The sequence below is a fragment of the Chryseobacterium sp. MEBOG07 genome, assembly GCF_021869745.1.
Classification (GTDB): Bacteria; Bacteroidota; Bacteroidia; order Flavobacteriales; family Weeksellaceae; genus Chryseobacterium; species Chryseobacterium viscerum.
Window position 1 is genome coordinate 3,762,110 of sequence record NZ_CP084579.1, and the last position, 14,759, is coordinate 3,776,868.

Annotated in this window: 13 protein-coding genes; 8 read left to right on the forward strand and 5 right to left on the reverse strand. The window is 34.3% G+C overall.

Annotated elements, in window-relative coordinates; all coding sequences use genetic code 11:
- Positions 1-2: 2 nt before the first annotated feature.
- Both LF886_RS17290 and LF886_RS17295 read right to left on the reverse strand, forming a co-directional pair.
- Positions 3-833, reverse strand: coding sequence for a CPBP family intramembrane glutamic endopeptidase (locus LF886_RS17290; protein WP_236850837.1), 831 nt, complete (start codon positions 831-833; stop codon positions 3-5).
- Positions 834-1,024: 191 nt separating this feature from the next.
- The gene (locus LF886_RS17295) at positions 1,025-1,546 is read right to left on the reverse strand and encodes a hypothetical protein (RefSeq protein WP_236850838.1); all 522 of its coding nucleotides are present in this window, start codon (positions 1,544-1,546) and stop codon (positions 1,025-1,027) included.
- Positions 1,547-1,849: 303 nt separating this feature from the next.
- On the opposite strand from LF886_RS17295, the gene LF886_RS17300 reads away from it, so the two are divergent.
- The 5 genes from LF886_RS17300 to LF886_RS17320 all read left to right on the forward strand — a co-directional run bounded on the left by LF886_RS17300 (position 1,850) and on the right by LF886_RS17320 (position 8,669).
- Positions 1,850-3,445, forward strand: coding sequence for a peptide chain release factor 3 (locus LF886_RS17300; RefSeq protein ID WP_236850839.1), 1,596 nt, complete (start codon positions 1,850-1,852; stop codon positions 3,443-3,445).
- A 549-nt stretch (positions 3,446-3,994) separates the two neighbouring features.
- On the forward strand, positions 3,995-5,434 hold the full coding sequence (locus LF886_RS17305) for an MBOAT family O-acyltransferase (RefSeq protein ID WP_236850840.1): 1,440 nt from the start codon (positions 3,995-3,997) through the stop codon (positions 5,432-5,434).
- A gap of 8 nt (positions 5,435-5,442) precedes the next feature.
- Positions 5,443-6,390, forward strand: coding sequence for a DUF1574 domain-containing protein (locus tag LF886_RS17310; protein ID WP_236850841.1), 948 nt, complete (start codon positions 5,443-5,445; stop codon positions 6,388-6,390).
- A gap of 188 nt (positions 6,391-6,578) precedes the next feature.
- Positions 6,579-7,523 (forward strand): hypothetical protein, encoded by a 945-nt coding sequence (locus tag LF886_RS17315; protein WP_236850842.1) that lies wholly within the window; start codon positions 6,579-6,581, stop codon positions 7,521-7,523.
- Positions 7,524-7,637: 114 nt separating this feature from the next.
- Positions 7,638-8,669, forward strand: a complete 1,032-nt coding sequence (locus tag LF886_RS17320; protein ID WP_236850843.1) for a cupin domain-containing protein — start codon at positions 7,638-7,640, stop codon at positions 8,667-8,669.
- 117 nt (positions 8,670-8,786) lie between these two features.
- Here the strand turns inward: LF886_RS17320 and LF886_RS17325 are convergent, their stop codons facing one another.
- Complete coding sequence (locus LF886_RS17325) at positions 8,787-9,152, reverse strand: hypothetical protein (protein WP_103234213.1); 366 nt, start codon at positions 9,150-9,152, stop codon at positions 8,787-8,789.
- A gap of 25 nt (positions 9,153-9,177) precedes the next feature.
- Positions 9,178-10,317 (reverse strand): acyl-CoA dehydrogenase, encoded by a 1,140-nt coding sequence (locus tag LF886_RS17330; RefSeq protein ID WP_109738867.1) that lies wholly within the window; start codon positions 10,315-10,317, stop codon positions 9,178-9,180.
- Positions 10,318-10,509: 192 nt separating this feature from the next.
- Between LF886_RS17330 and LF886_RS17335 the strand changes: the two genes are divergently transcribed.
- From LF886_RS17335 to LF886_RS17345, 3 genes are all read left to right on the forward strand, one after another.
- A complete protein-coding gene (locus LF886_RS17335; RefSeq protein WP_236850844.1) occupies positions 10,510-11,082 on the forward strand; it encodes a Crp/Fnr family transcriptional regulator in 573 nt (190 codons plus the stop codon).
- Between the two features lie 240 nt (positions 11,083-11,322).
- A complete protein-coding gene (locus LF886_RS17340) occupies positions 11,323-11,832 on the forward strand; it encodes a metal-dependent hydrolase (RefSeq protein WP_236850845.1) in 510 nt (169 codons plus the stop codon).
- Between the two features lie 191 nt (positions 11,833-12,023).
- Complete coding sequence (locus tag LF886_RS17345; RefSeq protein ID WP_236850846.1) at positions 12,024-13,802, forward strand: AMP-dependent synthetase/ligase; 1,779 nt, start codon at positions 12,024-12,026, stop codon at positions 13,800-13,802.
- 178 nt (positions 13,803-13,980) lie between these two features.
- Here the strand turns inward: LF886_RS17345 and LF886_RS17350 are convergent, their stop codons facing one another.
- A complete protein-coding gene (locus LF886_RS17350) occupies positions 13,981-14,757 on the reverse strand; it encodes a zinc ribbon domain-containing protein (RefSeq protein ID WP_236850847.1) in 777 nt (258 codons plus the stop codon).
- Positions 14,758-14,759: the final 2 nt, after the last annotated feature.

Sequence of the window (14,759 nt, forward strand, 5' to 3'; positions counted from 1 at the left end):
CCTTACATTTCAGCATAATGTACTTTATACTTTTTCATAAAAAGATAATAAAATAAAGAGAAAAGTACAATTCCAACAGCCAGGACCAGCCATTCTGAAACATGAAGAACCTTTGCAAAACTTTCATCCTTACCATAAAGCACCAATAGTGACAGGGTTAAGTTATTAAACGCATGCAGCAATATCGGCATCAATAAAGATTTTGTTTTATGATATACCAGTCCCAGCACACAGCCCAGCATCACTGCGCTGATAAACTGCCAGGGATTTCCGTGAACCACTCCGAAAATAATAGAGGCATACAGAATCGCCTTCCATGGCTCTACTCCTTTATTAATCAACCCTTTCTGGATAATCCCTCTGAAAATAATTTCCTCAAAAATAGGAGCCATAATTACCGTCATGATAATCATGACTACCGGATTATCCGTCAATTGGCTCATCAACTGAATAAAATATTCATAAAAATCACCAAAAAAAGGTCCTGTAGTGGGTATCTGAGCAGCAATAAACTCTGCAATAAACATCATCCCCACCATCATTGGAAAAATAAGGAGATAGGTAGAGAAGTTCACTGATGACAGATTGAAGTTAAGCTTCTTCTCAGTGGTACGTCTTACAATAAAGAAATCGAAGAAGGCAATAGCAGTAACGAATCCTACGGAATTTGCTACCATTAAAAACCAATCTTTAAGCTCAAGATTTTCCTTGAAAACAACTTTCCAAAAAGTGCTGAATAAAGAAACAGCCATTGTTCCTACGAATAATCCAACCACCAAAGTAACACCGCCAATCCATGTGAAGGTAAACTTCGGATATTTGCTATTTTCCATCCTTTCTCTGTAAAAGTTTATTAAAAACAAAGATAATTTTTTTGACTGCTACAGGCAACTAAAAAAGGAATTTCTTATTTTCAATCCATAGCTATGAATAACATACAATGAATATAGATTCTACATTCCGGAAAGTTCCGGATCATAGAATCTAAAGTTGATAAAGGCAAAACTATCTTTCCTTGTGAAGCTTACATAAACAAGGCTTTAAACTGTTCGTTTGTTGTATCTGGATTTTGAATAAAATACTTTAATGATGAATGTATAAATTCCAGATTTTCCAATTGTTTTTCAGGAGTTGAATTATCCTGCTGCTGCTTCCATTCTGCTAAAAAATTGAGTTTATCTGAAAGAAATGACTTAGCCTCATCAGAAAAGTTATGATCTGCAAGATAGTCTCTTGTAGTATAGAAAATATTGTTATAGCTTCCTAAGGCAGCAGTACCAGGGTTTAAGGATTTAAAATATTGAGCAGTTGCTATGGTTAAACTCATATTATTATGACAAACCATATCTCCTTCCGGGCAAAGCAGATACAATTGATCTACTGGTGAGGTAATAAAACTATTATACGGTGAAGATTGAATTGTTTCATTTTTATTTTTAGAACTTGGGTAAATATTGTCTTCACGATTGCATGAAAACACCAATAAAATAGATAAAAAAAGGCATAATTTCCCTCCTAAACTGTAGAAGTTATTTTTATTCATCATTTGAAATTTTGTGTTTTAATTGTGCAATTATAAAGTAATTTTCACAATCTTCAATATCTGTTTTTAAAATAATTCACACCTATTATGAAATATCTTTTTTATGATGAAAAAAAATCTATAAGTAGATATTAAAGCCATAAATAATAAAGATTTATTCCGCAATTACTTCAATTCTCATTTCCCACATTTAAATCTGATCTCCACTCCTTTCAAGCCTTTCCTTCTACAAACTCTTCGATCTAATACATATTTTATTTGAAAACCTCGCAAAAAATCCCGATTTTTGCAACTTCAAAATACGATATGTCAGACTTAATCAAAGAAATACAAAAAAGAAAGACCTTCGGGATCATTTCCCACCCGGATGCCGGAAAAACAACTCTTACTGAAAAGTTACTTCTTTTCGGGGGTGCTATTCAGGAAGCAGGTGCGGTAAAATCCAACAAAATAAAAAAAGGAGCTACCTCCGACTTTATGGAAATCGAAAGACAGAGAGGGATCTCTGTAGCGACATCCGTATTGGCTTTTGAATATAGAGACCACAAAATCAACATTCTCGATACGCCTGGTCACAAAGACTTTGCTGAAGATACTTACAGAACCCTAACTGCTGTAGATTCTGTAATTGTAGTGATTGACGTTGCAAAAGGGGTTGAGGAACAAACTGAAAAATTGGTTCAGGTTTGTAGAATGAGAAACATTCCGATGTTGGTTTTCATCAATAAATTGGACCGTGAGGGTAAAGATGCTTTCGATCTATTGGATGAGGTAGAACAAAAATTGGGATTAACGGTTTGTCCGCTTTCTCTTCCAATTGGTATGGGAAGCGACTTCCAGGGAATTTATAATATCTGGGAAAACAACATTCAGTTATTCTTAGAAGAGAAAAAACAGAAAGTTGGAGATTCTATTAAGTTTGATGATATCAATGACACTTCTATTGATGATGTTATTGGTGAAAAAGCAGCAATAACTTTAAGAGAAGAACTTGATCTTATTCAATCCGTTTATCCTGAGTTTAACCGTGAAGATTATATGAATGGTGATCTTCAGCCTGTATTCTTCGGTTCTGCTTTAAATAACTTTGGAGTTCGTGAATTATTGAATGCTTTCATCGACATTGCTCCAATGCCACAGCCCAAAGAAAGTGAGACCCGTCTGGTAAAACCTGAAGAAGAAACTTTCACAGGATTCGTATTCAAAATTCATGCGAACATGGATCCTAAACACCGAGACAGGCTAGCTTTCGTAAAGATTGTTTCAGGAACATTCAAAAGAAACGAAAACTATTTATTGGTAAGAGAAGGTAAGAAAATGAAATTCTCGTCTCCTAACGCATTCTTTGCAGATAAAAAAGAGGTGGTAGAAGAAAGTTTCCCTGGTGATATCGTTGGTTTACATGATACAGGAAATTTCAGAATCGGAGATACGCTTACAGGTGGAGAAAAACTGAGCTTCAAAGGTATACCTAACTTCTCTCCTGAACATTTCCGTTATATCAACAATAGCGACCCGCTAAAGGCTAAGCAGTTGGCAAAAGGTATCGATCAGCTGATGGATGAAGGAGTTGCACAGTTGTTTACCCTTGAAATGAATAACAGAAAGATCATTGGAACTGTGGGAGCCCTTCAGTACGAAGTTATCCAATACCGTCTTGAGCATGAATATGGTGCAAAATGTACTTATGAACCTCTATCCATGCACAAAGCATGTTGGGTAGAAGCTGATGAGAAATCTGAAGAGTTCAAAGAATTTGCAAGATTAAAGCAGAGATTCCTTGCGAGAGATAAATACGATCAATTGGTATTTCTTGCAGACTCATCATTCACGATTCATATGACACAGGAGAAATTCCCGAATGTGAAGCTGCATTTCATCAGTGAGTTCAAAGAAAATTAAATAAACAGACAACCTCGCGAAAAGGCGAAATCGTTGAAAATATAAATCCGTAGAAAATTTCTGCGGATTTTTTTATATCATATAATCATCATTATTTTATCTAAGAGAAAAGCATTTTTCATCACTTTGAAAACACATTTCATTATTCTACAGAGAACTTATTTCATATAAAAAACCAACATATACAATAAAAATACGCTCATGTACTGTACTTATATTACACATATAACACACGTGTAATACATAAGTAATACCTTGTTTTTTTGCTTTGTTTAAAGGAAAGAAATAATTTTGAACAAGGAAAATCTAAGGTACTTTTTTAATTGATTTAATCCCAATTCTTTTGAGGAAAAGTTTAAAACAGAGAAGCCAATGCTTCATATACGTCTTCTACTTTAATTAATAAAGCTGAGATTTTGAAAGATTGAATACTATATGCATAAATCTAACCCATTTGACCTTTCTCACTTTATCTTGATTTAAACAATCTTAATTAATTGCAAACTAAGAACCATTAAAGCTAAAAATTTTAATATATCATAAATAAAAATGCTTTTTAATTCTTTAAACTATCTTATATTTTTTCCAGTCGTTTTTATGCTTTATTGGTGGCTGAATAACAAATCGCTAAAATGGCAGAACATCATGTTGTTAGCAGCCAGCTATTATTTTTATAGCTGTTGGGATTGGCGTTTTGTATTTTTACTAGCTTTTTCTACGGGGCTCGATTATTTTTCCGGAATTATAATCCATGAAGCTAAAACCCAATTAAAGAAAAAAATATGGCTCTTTTTGAGTATTGGAATCAATTTGGGATTTCTTGGTTTTTTTAAATATTATAATTTCTTTATAGATACTTTTGGTGAACTATTAAAAAACTTCGGACTTCAAATACATTATTCTACCTTACAGATAATTCTTCCGGTTGGTATTTCATTTTATACATTTCATGGGCTTTCTTATGTATTAGACATTTATAATGATAAAATTAAACCATCTTATAATTGGGTAAACTATACCCTGTTTGTCAGCTTTTTCCCATTATTAGTTGCAGGTCCTATTGAACGGGCAACCCATTTGCTCCCACAGCTAGAAACGCCACGAAAATTTAATTATGCAAAAGCAGTTGACGGGATAAGACAAATATTATGGGGACTTTTTAAAAAAATTGTTATTGCTGATAATTGTGCAGTTTTCGCCAATGATATTTTTAATAGTAGTGCACACCAAAGTGGAAGCAATCTTTTATTAGGGGCAATTTTCTTCACATTTCAGATATATGGTGACTTTTCGGGTTATTCAGATATTGCTTTGGGTTCTGCAAGATTATTAGGAATAGAATTATTGAAAAATTTCAACTTTCCTTATTTTTCTAGAGATATTGCTGAATTTTGGCGCAGATGGCATATTTCATTATCATCCTGGTTCAAAGACTATTTGTACATTCCTCTTGGAGGAAATAAAGGAAGTATCTGGATGAGAATCCGAAATACTTTTATCATCTTTTTAGTAAGTGGTTTTTGGCATGGTGCGAATTGGACATTTATTTTTTGGGGAGGCATCAATGCTTTATTTATAATGCCCTCAATTATTATGAAAACCAACAGGAATAATATGGAAATTGTGGCAAAAGGAAAATATTTCCCCAATTTAAAAGAAGTACTTCAATTGGTTTCAACTTTTATATTAACTACTTTCTGCTGGATATTCTTCCGTGCAAATTCCCTTAGCCACGCTTTTGAGTATATAGGCGGTATTTTCAAGAAACCATTTTTTACTATGCCATCCATACCCTATGCAACTGTTTTCTTACTGGTAATTTTTATAACAATTGAATGGTTAGGCAGAGAAGGAAGTTATGCATTAGAAAAACTTGACTTAATAAAGCTTGGAAAGCCTTTTCGCTGGTTGGTATATGCTTTTATAATTTTTGCAATCGGAATGTTTATGCAAACCCAGGAAACTCCATTTATTTATTTTCAGTTTTAGAAAACACTATGAAGAAATTTCTATATAACCTGGTGATATTCACCATATATAATCTGATATTTTATTTATTTGCTATAACGCTATGGGTAGAATATATACCTCCATTTTTAAAACCGAATATAAATTATAAAATGGGCTCATACGGTCACATGTATACCCGTTTAAAAGAAATCAAGCAAATTGACAGTATTGATATTTTATTTTTGGGTTCATCACATACCTATAGAGGTTTTGACAATAGAATATTCAAAAAAGAAGGGTTTACTTCTTTCAATTTAGGTTCCAGTGCTCAGACCCCAATTCAAACATTAACTCTTCTGGAAAGATATTTAGATAAAATACATCCTAAATTGATAATTTTTGAAGTCAATCCACTCACACTTTGTTCTGATGGGGTGGAATCTTCTTTAGATATTATTGCTAATGATACAAATGACTTACATTCTTGCAAAATGGCGTTGAAAATAAACCATATCAAAACATATAACACTTTGTTTTATGCACTACACAAAGATTTGTTTAATTTAAATAAATCATATAAGGAACCTATCAAAAATGCTAAGGATACTTATATTCAAGGAGGCTTTGTAGAAGCTGAAATGGCCTATTACAATAAACCATTAAAGCAATCTATTCAAAAAATCATTATCCCTAAAAAACAAATTGAAGCTTTTGAAAACTGTTTAGCAAAAATTAAAGAAAGAAATATTAAATTAATATTGGTATATGCACCCGTAACTCATGATTTATACTCAAGTTATTCTAATAATAAATACTTCGATGAAAAAATGAGAAATTATTCCGAATACTATAATTTTAATAAAATAATGAATCTTACTGATTCACTGTATTTTTATGATACAAACCATTTGAATCAAAATGGAGTAAGAATATTCAATAAAAAATTAATTGAGATTTTAAATATCAGGCAAATCATTAAGCCAAGCAAATTTTAGATTGAAAGTAATTTGAATTTTTTCTGATGGATGATAAATAATTAATAAAACGCTTTGTAAAACATTTGTAAAACAAATACAAAACACTGAAAGTATAACAGTTACTATTTTACCAGCACAATACAGTCTATTTACAATCTTTACAAGAACTTCCCTTCTAATTTTACTTCATCAAAAAAATTAATGTTATGAAAAAGTTCATATTACTCGTTGCTGTATCAAGCACTTTCATTATGTGTAAGAAACCAGAAGCTGCACAAGGTAAAATTAGTGAAGCTCTCAATACAGCTGACAGCGCTGCCACAGTTGCTACCGAAGCTATTGATAATGTCAACAAAACAGCAGGCAAAGTTTTGGATTCTGCCAATATTAAAATAAAAGATTTTGAAAATACCAAAAACGACATTCAGCAGAAGATAGAAAATACTTCAAAAATGGTAGATTCTTTATCTGAGAAAATTGCCACTACAAAATTGGAATCCAAAATAGAGAAAAAAGATTCTGTAGAAAAAAAATCTGAAAAGGTTGCTGTGAAAGCTGCAGCTCCAAAGGTTATTAAAGAAACCAAAATCATTTATAAAGACAAGCCTAAAAACGACAGCTATGAACTGAATATGCCGAAAGATAAAATGGTAAAATCAGGATACCTTGTTATAAGAGCAGATAATGCGGAAACGGTAAAGGAAATTATCCGGGAAGAAGCCAACAAAAATAACGGCTATATTAAAAGTGAAAATCTTTCTTATATTGAGTCTGCCAGCCCTCATGGAGAGAATCAAAAAATATACAGTATTGACATCAAAGTTCCTATCCAGCATTTCGATGGATTAATGGAAGCCATTAGCAGCAATGTAAACGATATTGACACGAAAGATATACAGGTTTCAGGGCGTACTTATGCAGACAATACAATCTGTAACATCAATGTCAATATTGCAGACAAGGCTGAAACAGAAAAAGAACCTACCACTTTCGGTGGAAAATCATTGGCAGCCATAGAATCAGGTTGGGACGTTATCACTTCCATTTTCCTGTTTATCCTTCCATTGTGGCCATTATTACTTATTGCGGGTATTGGATATTATTTTTTCAAAAAGAAAAAGAAAAATATTCCTAACAATGACACCAACTAAACATCAATCCATCATTGTGATGGATTTTTTAATATTTTTTTAATAATATTTGTAATTTTAGATAAATTCTTATTTTTAAATTTATCAAAATATTAATCATCAAAACATCGGCTCATGAATAAAGAACTCCCTAATTTTAAGTATGAGTTAGAAAAAAAGGAGCCCAGGCTAGGTCCCGGTGGAATTACAAGAGGAGTTTCTGTAAAAGAATTCAAAGCCTCTCAAAACCTTGCCGGAGTCAGCATGCATCTTGAACCGGGAGCTATTCGTGAACTTCACTGGCATGCCAATGCTGCAGAATGGGGCTATGTTTTGGAAGGACAGATGCGGACCACCGTTATCGATCCGCAGGGAAATGTTTTTATTGATATTTTTAATCCGGGAGATGTGTGGTATTTTCCAAGAGGTTATGGCCATGTGCTGCAATGTATCAGCAGTAAAAGCTGTCATTTTATATTAATTTTTGACAACGGTGATTTTTCTGAAGACCATACCTTTAGCATCACCGATTTTATCTCGAGTGTTCCGGCAGAAATTGCTGCCCAGAACCTAGGATTAACAGTGGATGAAGTAAAGCAGCTGCATCAGGGCGAAGCTTATTTTGCACAATGTGAGCTTCCGGATATCCGTTCCGGGCTGGCTTCTGCAAAAAATGAAGTTTCACTGGTTTCAAAGCACCGTTATCCACTGGGAGCTCAGCAGCCTATTGTTGTTCCTGGAGGCGGGGTACAAAGAGTGGTTACCCAGAAGGAATTTGAGATTGCGAAAACCATTACCGGAAGTATTTTCGAAATAGAACCGGGAGGATTAAGAGAACTGCATTGGCACCCTAATGCTGACGAATGGCAGTATTATATTCAGGGGAAGGCAGAAATGGGCGTTTTCCTGGCTGAGGGGCAGTTTGTAAAAGATGAATTTAATAAAGGAGATGTAGGCTATGTTCCAATGGGAGCAGGTCATTACATCAAAAATACGGGAACAGAAACGCTTATCGTTCTTCTCGGATTTAATAATGGCTTATATGAAGCTATTGATCTCAGCAGCTGGATCAGTGGAAACCCGAAAGATATTTTAAAAGGGAATTTTGGAGTGGGTGATAAAATTGTTGATCAACTCCCGACATCCGGTAAGCTTATTATCAAATAAATGAATTTTCGCAATCAGGCGAAATTCAGAAGTAAAGTTGGAAATTTTTATTTCATATATTAATATTTTGTGATTTGGTGTAAAATAAGGCCCTCAATTTGAGAGCCTTATTTGTTTTTATTTCATATTCACTATTTTGTCTACGACAAACTTTGTGTTTCCTCTCCACGGAAGTGCACCATTGTACTCTTTGTAATGCAAGTCAAAAGTTTTACCACTGTTGGTTTCCAACTGTTTGAAAATTTCAGGGTCATCTACAGAAAATTCAAACTCATAGCTGGTAATGGTTCCTGTTTTTCCTCTTCCAAAACCTTCCTGAATCAGCTTACCTTCATATGTTTTGAAGACATAGCCTTTTTTCATAGCATAGTTCAGGTATCCGGATTTTACTCCTTCTCCGAAAACAAAATAATACTTATACCAGACAAATACGCCTAGTAACAGCAGTACAACCCCCAGGGTGATCCACAAAGATTTTTTCATAATAAATAGTGTGTTTTATAAAATGTTATTTTGCGATGCTTCTTGAGATCACGATTTTCTGGATTTCAGAAGTTCCTTCATAGATCTGCGTAATTTTTGCATCTCTCATTAATCTTTCTACGTGGTATTCTTTCACGTATCCGTATCCACCGTGGATCTGTACTGCTTCAATAGTAGTATCCATTGCTACCTGAGAAGAATATAGTTTTGCCATAGCTCCGCTTTCAGAGATATCTTTTCCAGCATCTTTTTCACAAGCTGCTTTGAAGCATAACATTCTTGCTGCAGTAATCTGAGTAGCCATATCAGCCAATTTGAATGCAATCGCCTGGTGGTTGATAATTTCAGTTTTGAAAGCTTTTCTTGTTTTAGCATATTTCAATGCCATTTCGTAAGCTCCTGAAGCAATACCTAAAGCCTGAGAAGCAATACCGATTCTTCCTCCGTTCAATACTGCCATTGCAAAGTTGAACCCGAATCCGTCTTCACCGATTCTGTTTTCTTTTGGAATTTTTACATTATTAAAGATCAAAGAGTGTGTATCACTTCCTCTGATTCCTAATTTGTCTTCTTTGGCTCCGATTTCAAAACCTTCCCATCCTCTTTCAACGATGAAAGCATTGATCCCTTTGTGTTTTTTCTCAGGATCTGTCTGAGCAATTACAATATAATAAGTAGCTGTTCCACCATTAGTAATCCAGTTTTTAATACCATTTAAAAGATAGTAGTCTCCTTTGTCTTCAGCAGTTGTTTTCTGAGAAGTAGCATCAGAACCAGCTTCTGGCTCAGATAAAGCAAACGCTCCGATTACCTGTCCGCTTGCAAGAGGAGTAAGATATTTTACTTTTTGCTCTTCAGAAGCAAATTTTTCAAGACCGGCACAAACCAAAGAGTTGTTTACAGACATTACAACAGCTGCAGAAGCATCCACTTTTGCAATCTCCTCCATTGCCAGCACGTAAGAAACGCTGTCCATACCCGCACCGCCGTATTTTGGATCTACCATCATTCCTAAAAGTCCCATTTCTCCCATTTTCTTCACCTGCTCTGCAGGAAACTTCTGGTCACGGTCTCTTTCAATAACTTCAGGTAATAGTTCGTTCTGTGCAAAGTCTCTTGCTGCCTGCTGAATCATCAGCTGTTCTTCCGATAAATTAAAGTCCATAAAAAAAATAATTAGATAGCCGTAAATTTACACTTTTTAACGAAATCTGAAAATAGAATTGGTAATCGCCCATTATTAATTATCCGGCTGCACAAATATGACAAAAAACAACCTATTGGTTGAAAGCACAAAGCATATAAAGTATTGATTTAATGTGTAGCTTTGGTCTATGAATATTTTAATTCCTGCGTGATGACAGAACTTGAACACTATATCCAATCTCATTTTAAAATTATTCAGCCGGAACAACTGCATCAGATAAGTTCACTTTTCAAATCAGAGATTTTGAAAAAGGGAGATAACTTTCTAAAAGCCGGAAGTAAATGTGATAAATTATGTTTTATTCAATCTGGATTATTGAGAGTCTTTACAACAACAGATGATAAGGAAATTACCCAATGGATTGCGACCAAAGGATATTTTGGAACAGACTTGTCAAGTTTCTATTTTAAAAATCCATCCCGATGGACCATTCAAGCATTGTCTGATACAGAAATTTATTTTATCAACCACAGTGACTATAGTAAAATCATCAATATAGTTCCGACATGGAATGAGCTGGAAAAGAATTTCATCATACAATGTCTTACTTATATGGAGGATAGAATTTTCAGCCATTTATCGATGTCTGCAGAGGAGAGATACAATTCCTTTTTTGAGAGCAACAAAGAGTTATTTAACCAGGTTCCTTTACAATATATTGCTTCCATATTGGGAATGACACCTGAAACTTTTAGCAGGATAAGAAAAAAACAGCTTATGTAATTCTTGATTTTTATCAAGTGTATACCTTCTTCTATATTCTAACTTTGTGTCCATTATTAAACGTAAAAACAACACAATCATGTTTATAGGACATTTCGGTTTATCATTTGCTGCCAAAAAAATAGCGCCAAAGATTTCATTAGTTACCTTATTTGCAGCCACTCAGTTTGTAGACATTCTCTGGCCTTTTATGCTCATTTTTAATATAGAAAAGTAGCAGTTGTTCCTGGATATACTAAGATGAATGCATACGATTTTCTTTACTTTCCATACACCCACAGCCTTTTGATGGGGATTATATGGGGTATTCTTGCTGCATTCATTTATTTTTTAATAAAAAAAGATATCAGGAGCGCTGTGGTCATTGGTTTATGTGTTCTCAGCCATTGGTTCTTTGATTTGATCGTTCACACAACAGATCTGCCCATTACCCCATTCGGCAATTATAAAATGGGATTCGGACTATGGAATCATATTGCTGCTACTCTCATTATTGAATTTCTTATCTTTTTTGGAGGTTTGTTTGTCTATACATCCACAACCACTGCAAAGAATAAGAAAGGTAAATGGGGACTTTGGGGATTGATCGTATTGCTTGTGGCTGTGACGATTTCCAATACATTTGGGCCTCCTCCACCCGATTCTGTCAAAGTTTTATTTATATCTTTTGTGATTCTCATGGCGCTTATCCTCTTCCTTGCTGGTTGGGTTGATAAAAACAGGGAAATAAAGCTTTCCATTGATGAGTAAAAATATGTTTCAATAAAATAGCAGATGAACTAAATGAGTAGTTGAGAAGATATAAGGAAGTAATCTATTTTCCGTACCGGATTTTAAATTAATATGTTAAGCATTTAAATAATCTTGAATTCACAACATTCAATTTTTTGAATTAAAAAAATGCTTATATTTAAAATTCTTTAAAAATTGCTTAAAAAATCATGACGATCAAGAGATTATTCGATATTCCACACTACGCTTTAGAGAAATTTCCTAAAACGGATATGTTTGTTACCAAATATCAAGGCGAATGGAAAAAAACTTCTACACAGGAGTTTATTAATGAAGGAAATAAGATATCCAGAGGATTACTGAAGCTAGGTATAAAACCGGGTGATAAGATTGCTTTGATCACTACCAATTCCTGTACGGAATGGGCTATTATGGATTTTGGTATTTCTCAGATCGGAGTCGTTTCAGTACCGGTTTATCCAAGTATTTCTCCGGAAGATTATGAATTTATCTTCAATAATGCCGAAATTCAGTACTGTTTTGTTTCTGATAAGGAATTGTTGAATAAAGTCATGAAGGTAAAACATAATATCCCAAGTCTGCAGGGGATCTTTACTTTTGATAACATCAGCGGAGCGGCTAACTGGAGAGAAATTCTTGATTTGGGTAAAGACGAATCTACACAAATTGAAGTAGATGATCTTTCCAATGCGATCAATACAGAAGATCTGGCAACTATCATTTATACTTCCGGAACTACCGGAAGACCTAAAGGAGTAATGCTTACCCATAATAATATTGTTTCTAATATACTGGGATCTGTTCCAAGGATTCCAAAGAAAAGAGGATTAGATTATAAGGATGCAAGGGCTTTGAGCTTCCTCCCTATCTGCCATATCTTTGAAAGAATGCTGTTTTACCTTTATCAGTACAATGGTTTTTCTCTTTATTTTGCTGAAAGCATCGAAAAGATGGGTGAAAACGTAAAAGAAGTGAAGCCTCATTATATGACTGTAGTACCAAGACTGGTAGAAAAAGTATATGATAAAATTTACAATACGGGATCTTCTGCCGGAGGACTGAAATCAAAAATCTTCTTCTGGGCTTTAAATTTAATCAGTAAAAAGAAAACCGTTTCAAAACCATCGGGACTTCAGGAAATCATTGCTGATAAGCTTGTATTCTCTAAATGGAGAGAAGGTTTAGGTGGTGAAATCGTAACGCTGGTTTCAGGATCTGCGGCATTGTCTACGAGACTTAACTTAATATTTCAGAATGCTGGAATTCCTGTTTTGGAAGGTTATGGCTTAACAGAAACATCCCCAGTAATTTCTGTGAACAGCTTTGATAAGATGAAATTGGGAACGGTAGGTGTCCCATTGGATAATTTAAAGGTAAAAATCCAGGAAGATGGTGAAATTACAGTAAAAGGGCCATCTGTATTCAAAGGGTATTTCCAAAATGATGAAATGACCAAAGAAGCTTTTACAGAAGATGGGTTTTTCAAAACCGGAGATATCGGACATATCGATAGTGAAGGGTTTTTACAGATCACAGACCGTAAGAAAGAAATGTTCAAAACATCCGGTGGAAAATATATTGCCCCTCAGACCATTGAAAACTTAGCAAAAGCATCAAAATTCATCGAACAGATCATGGTAGTGGGTGATGGTGAAAAAATGCCATGTGCCTTGGTACAACCTGATTTTGAATTTGCAAAAAGCTGGGCTATGAGAAACAATCTGAATTTAGGTTCCACACCGGAAGAGATTGCAAAAAGCGCAGAACTAAAGCAAAGAATAGAAAAAGAAATTGAAGGAATCAACGAGCATCTCGGAAACTGGGAGAAAATCAAAAAGATTGAGCTTACTCCTGAGGTTTGGAGCATTGAAAGCGGATTGCTTACCCCAACTTTAAAACTGAAAAGAAAAGCGGTAAAAGAGAAGTTTATTGCTTTGTATAATAAGATGTATGATCATCGTGAATAACTAAAATACAACCGCTTCAAAACGAAGCGGTTTTTTTATGGGTTTTTTAGCCAAAGGATAGAGATTATTTTTATAAGCAAACAGGCTAAAGCCCGTTCCTATTGATTATTCTATATTGAGTGTACAAAAAAAGCTGTCTCATTTCTGAAACAGCTTTTGTATGATTTAAAATCAGTAATTAGAATTTAATTACCATTTTCATTCTGTCATTTTCTTCCATTACCAACTCATCATCTACAAGGATTTTCCCTGAATGCTCGTCAATAATGATTTTCTTTCTCTGAGCGATTTCCATCTGCTTCTGAGGAGGGATTGTGAAGAAAGATCCTTTCGGAGCTCCTCTTTCTAATCCTACTACTGCAAGACCGTTGATAGAGCTTGTTCTGATTCTGTTGTAAGAAGCCAGTAATCTCTCATCAATTTTACCTGCATATTCTTTAGACTGCTCTATTAGGTATTCTTCTTCTTTCTGAGTTTCAGAGATCAAACCATCCAGCTCTTCTTTCTTGAATTTCAAGTGGGTTTTCAAATCGTCAATCTTTGAAGTAAGTTCACTTAAAGTTTCGTTTTTATGAGCAATTTTAACTCCGAATTCTTTAATTCTTTTTTCAGCAAGTTGAATTTCCAGATCCTGGAATTCCATTTCTTTTCCTAATGCTTCAAACTCTTTATTGTTTCTTACATTATCCTGTTGAGACTTGTATTTATCAATTAAAGTTTTTGCATGGTTGATTACTTCATGCTTTGTTTTGATCTGATCGTCCTGATCTTTAATGTCTGCATGAAATTTTTCAGCTCTCTTTTCAAGACCTTCAATCTCAATTTCAAGATCTTCAACTTCAATTGGCAATTCTCCTCTAGTATTTCGGATTTCATCCAATCTTGAATCAATGATCTGTAAATCGTATAAAGCTCTTAATTTTTCTTCAACTGAAATATCGTTGGTTTTTGCCATAT

Bases quoted from the DNA above. Each gene is read 5' to 3' on its own strand.
- LF886_RS17295 (WP_236850838.1), bottom strand. From the start codon at position 1,546: ATGATGAATAAAAATAACTTCTACAGTTTAGGAGGGAAATTATGCCTT.
- LF886_RS17325 (WP_103234213.1), bottom strand. From the start codon at position 9,152: ATGAAAAAATCTTTGTGGATCACCCTGGGGGTTGTACTGCTGTTACTA.
- LF886_RS17350 (WP_236850847.1), bottom strand. From the start codon at position 14,757: ATGGCAAAAACCAACGATATTTCAGTTGAAGAAAAATTAAGAGCTTTA.
- LF886_RS17315 (WP_236850842.1), top strand. From the start codon at position 6,579: ATGAAAAAGTTCATATTACTCGTTGCTGTATCAAGCACTTTCATTATG.
- LF886_RS17340 (WP_236850845.1), top strand. From the start codon at position 11,323: ATGAATGCATACGATTTTCTTTACTTTCCATACACCCACAGCCTTTTG.
- LF886_RS17300 (WP_236850839.1), top strand. From the start codon at position 1,850: ATGTCAGACTTAATCAAAGAAATACAAAAAAGAAAGACCTTCGGGATC.
- LF886_RS17335 (WP_236850844.1), top strand. From the start codon at position 10,510: ATGACAGAACTTGAACACTATATCCAATCTCATTTTAAAATTATTCAG.
- LF886_RS17310 (WP_236850841.1), top strand. From the start codon at position 5,443: ATGAAGAAATTTCTATATAACCTGGTGATATTCACCATATATAATCTG.
- LF886_RS17305 (WP_236850840.1), top strand. From the start codon at position 3,995: ATGCTTTTTAATTCTTTAAACTATCTTATATTTTTTCCAGTCGTTTTT.
- LF886_RS17330 (WP_109738867.1), bottom strand. From the start codon at position 10,317: ATGGACTTTAATTTATCGGAAGAACAGCTGATGATTCAGCAGGCAGCA.
- LF886_RS17345 (WP_236850846.1), top strand. From the start codon at position 12,024: ATGACGATCAAGAGATTATTCGATATTCCACACTACGCTTTAGAGAAA.
- LF886_RS17320 (WP_236850843.1), top strand. From the start codon at position 7,638: ATGAATAAAGAACTCCCTAATTTTAAGTATGAGTTAGAAAAAAAGGAG.
- LF886_RS17290 (WP_236850837.1), bottom strand. From the start codon at position 833: ATGGAAAATAGCAAATATCCGAAGTTTACCTTCACATGGATTGGCGGT.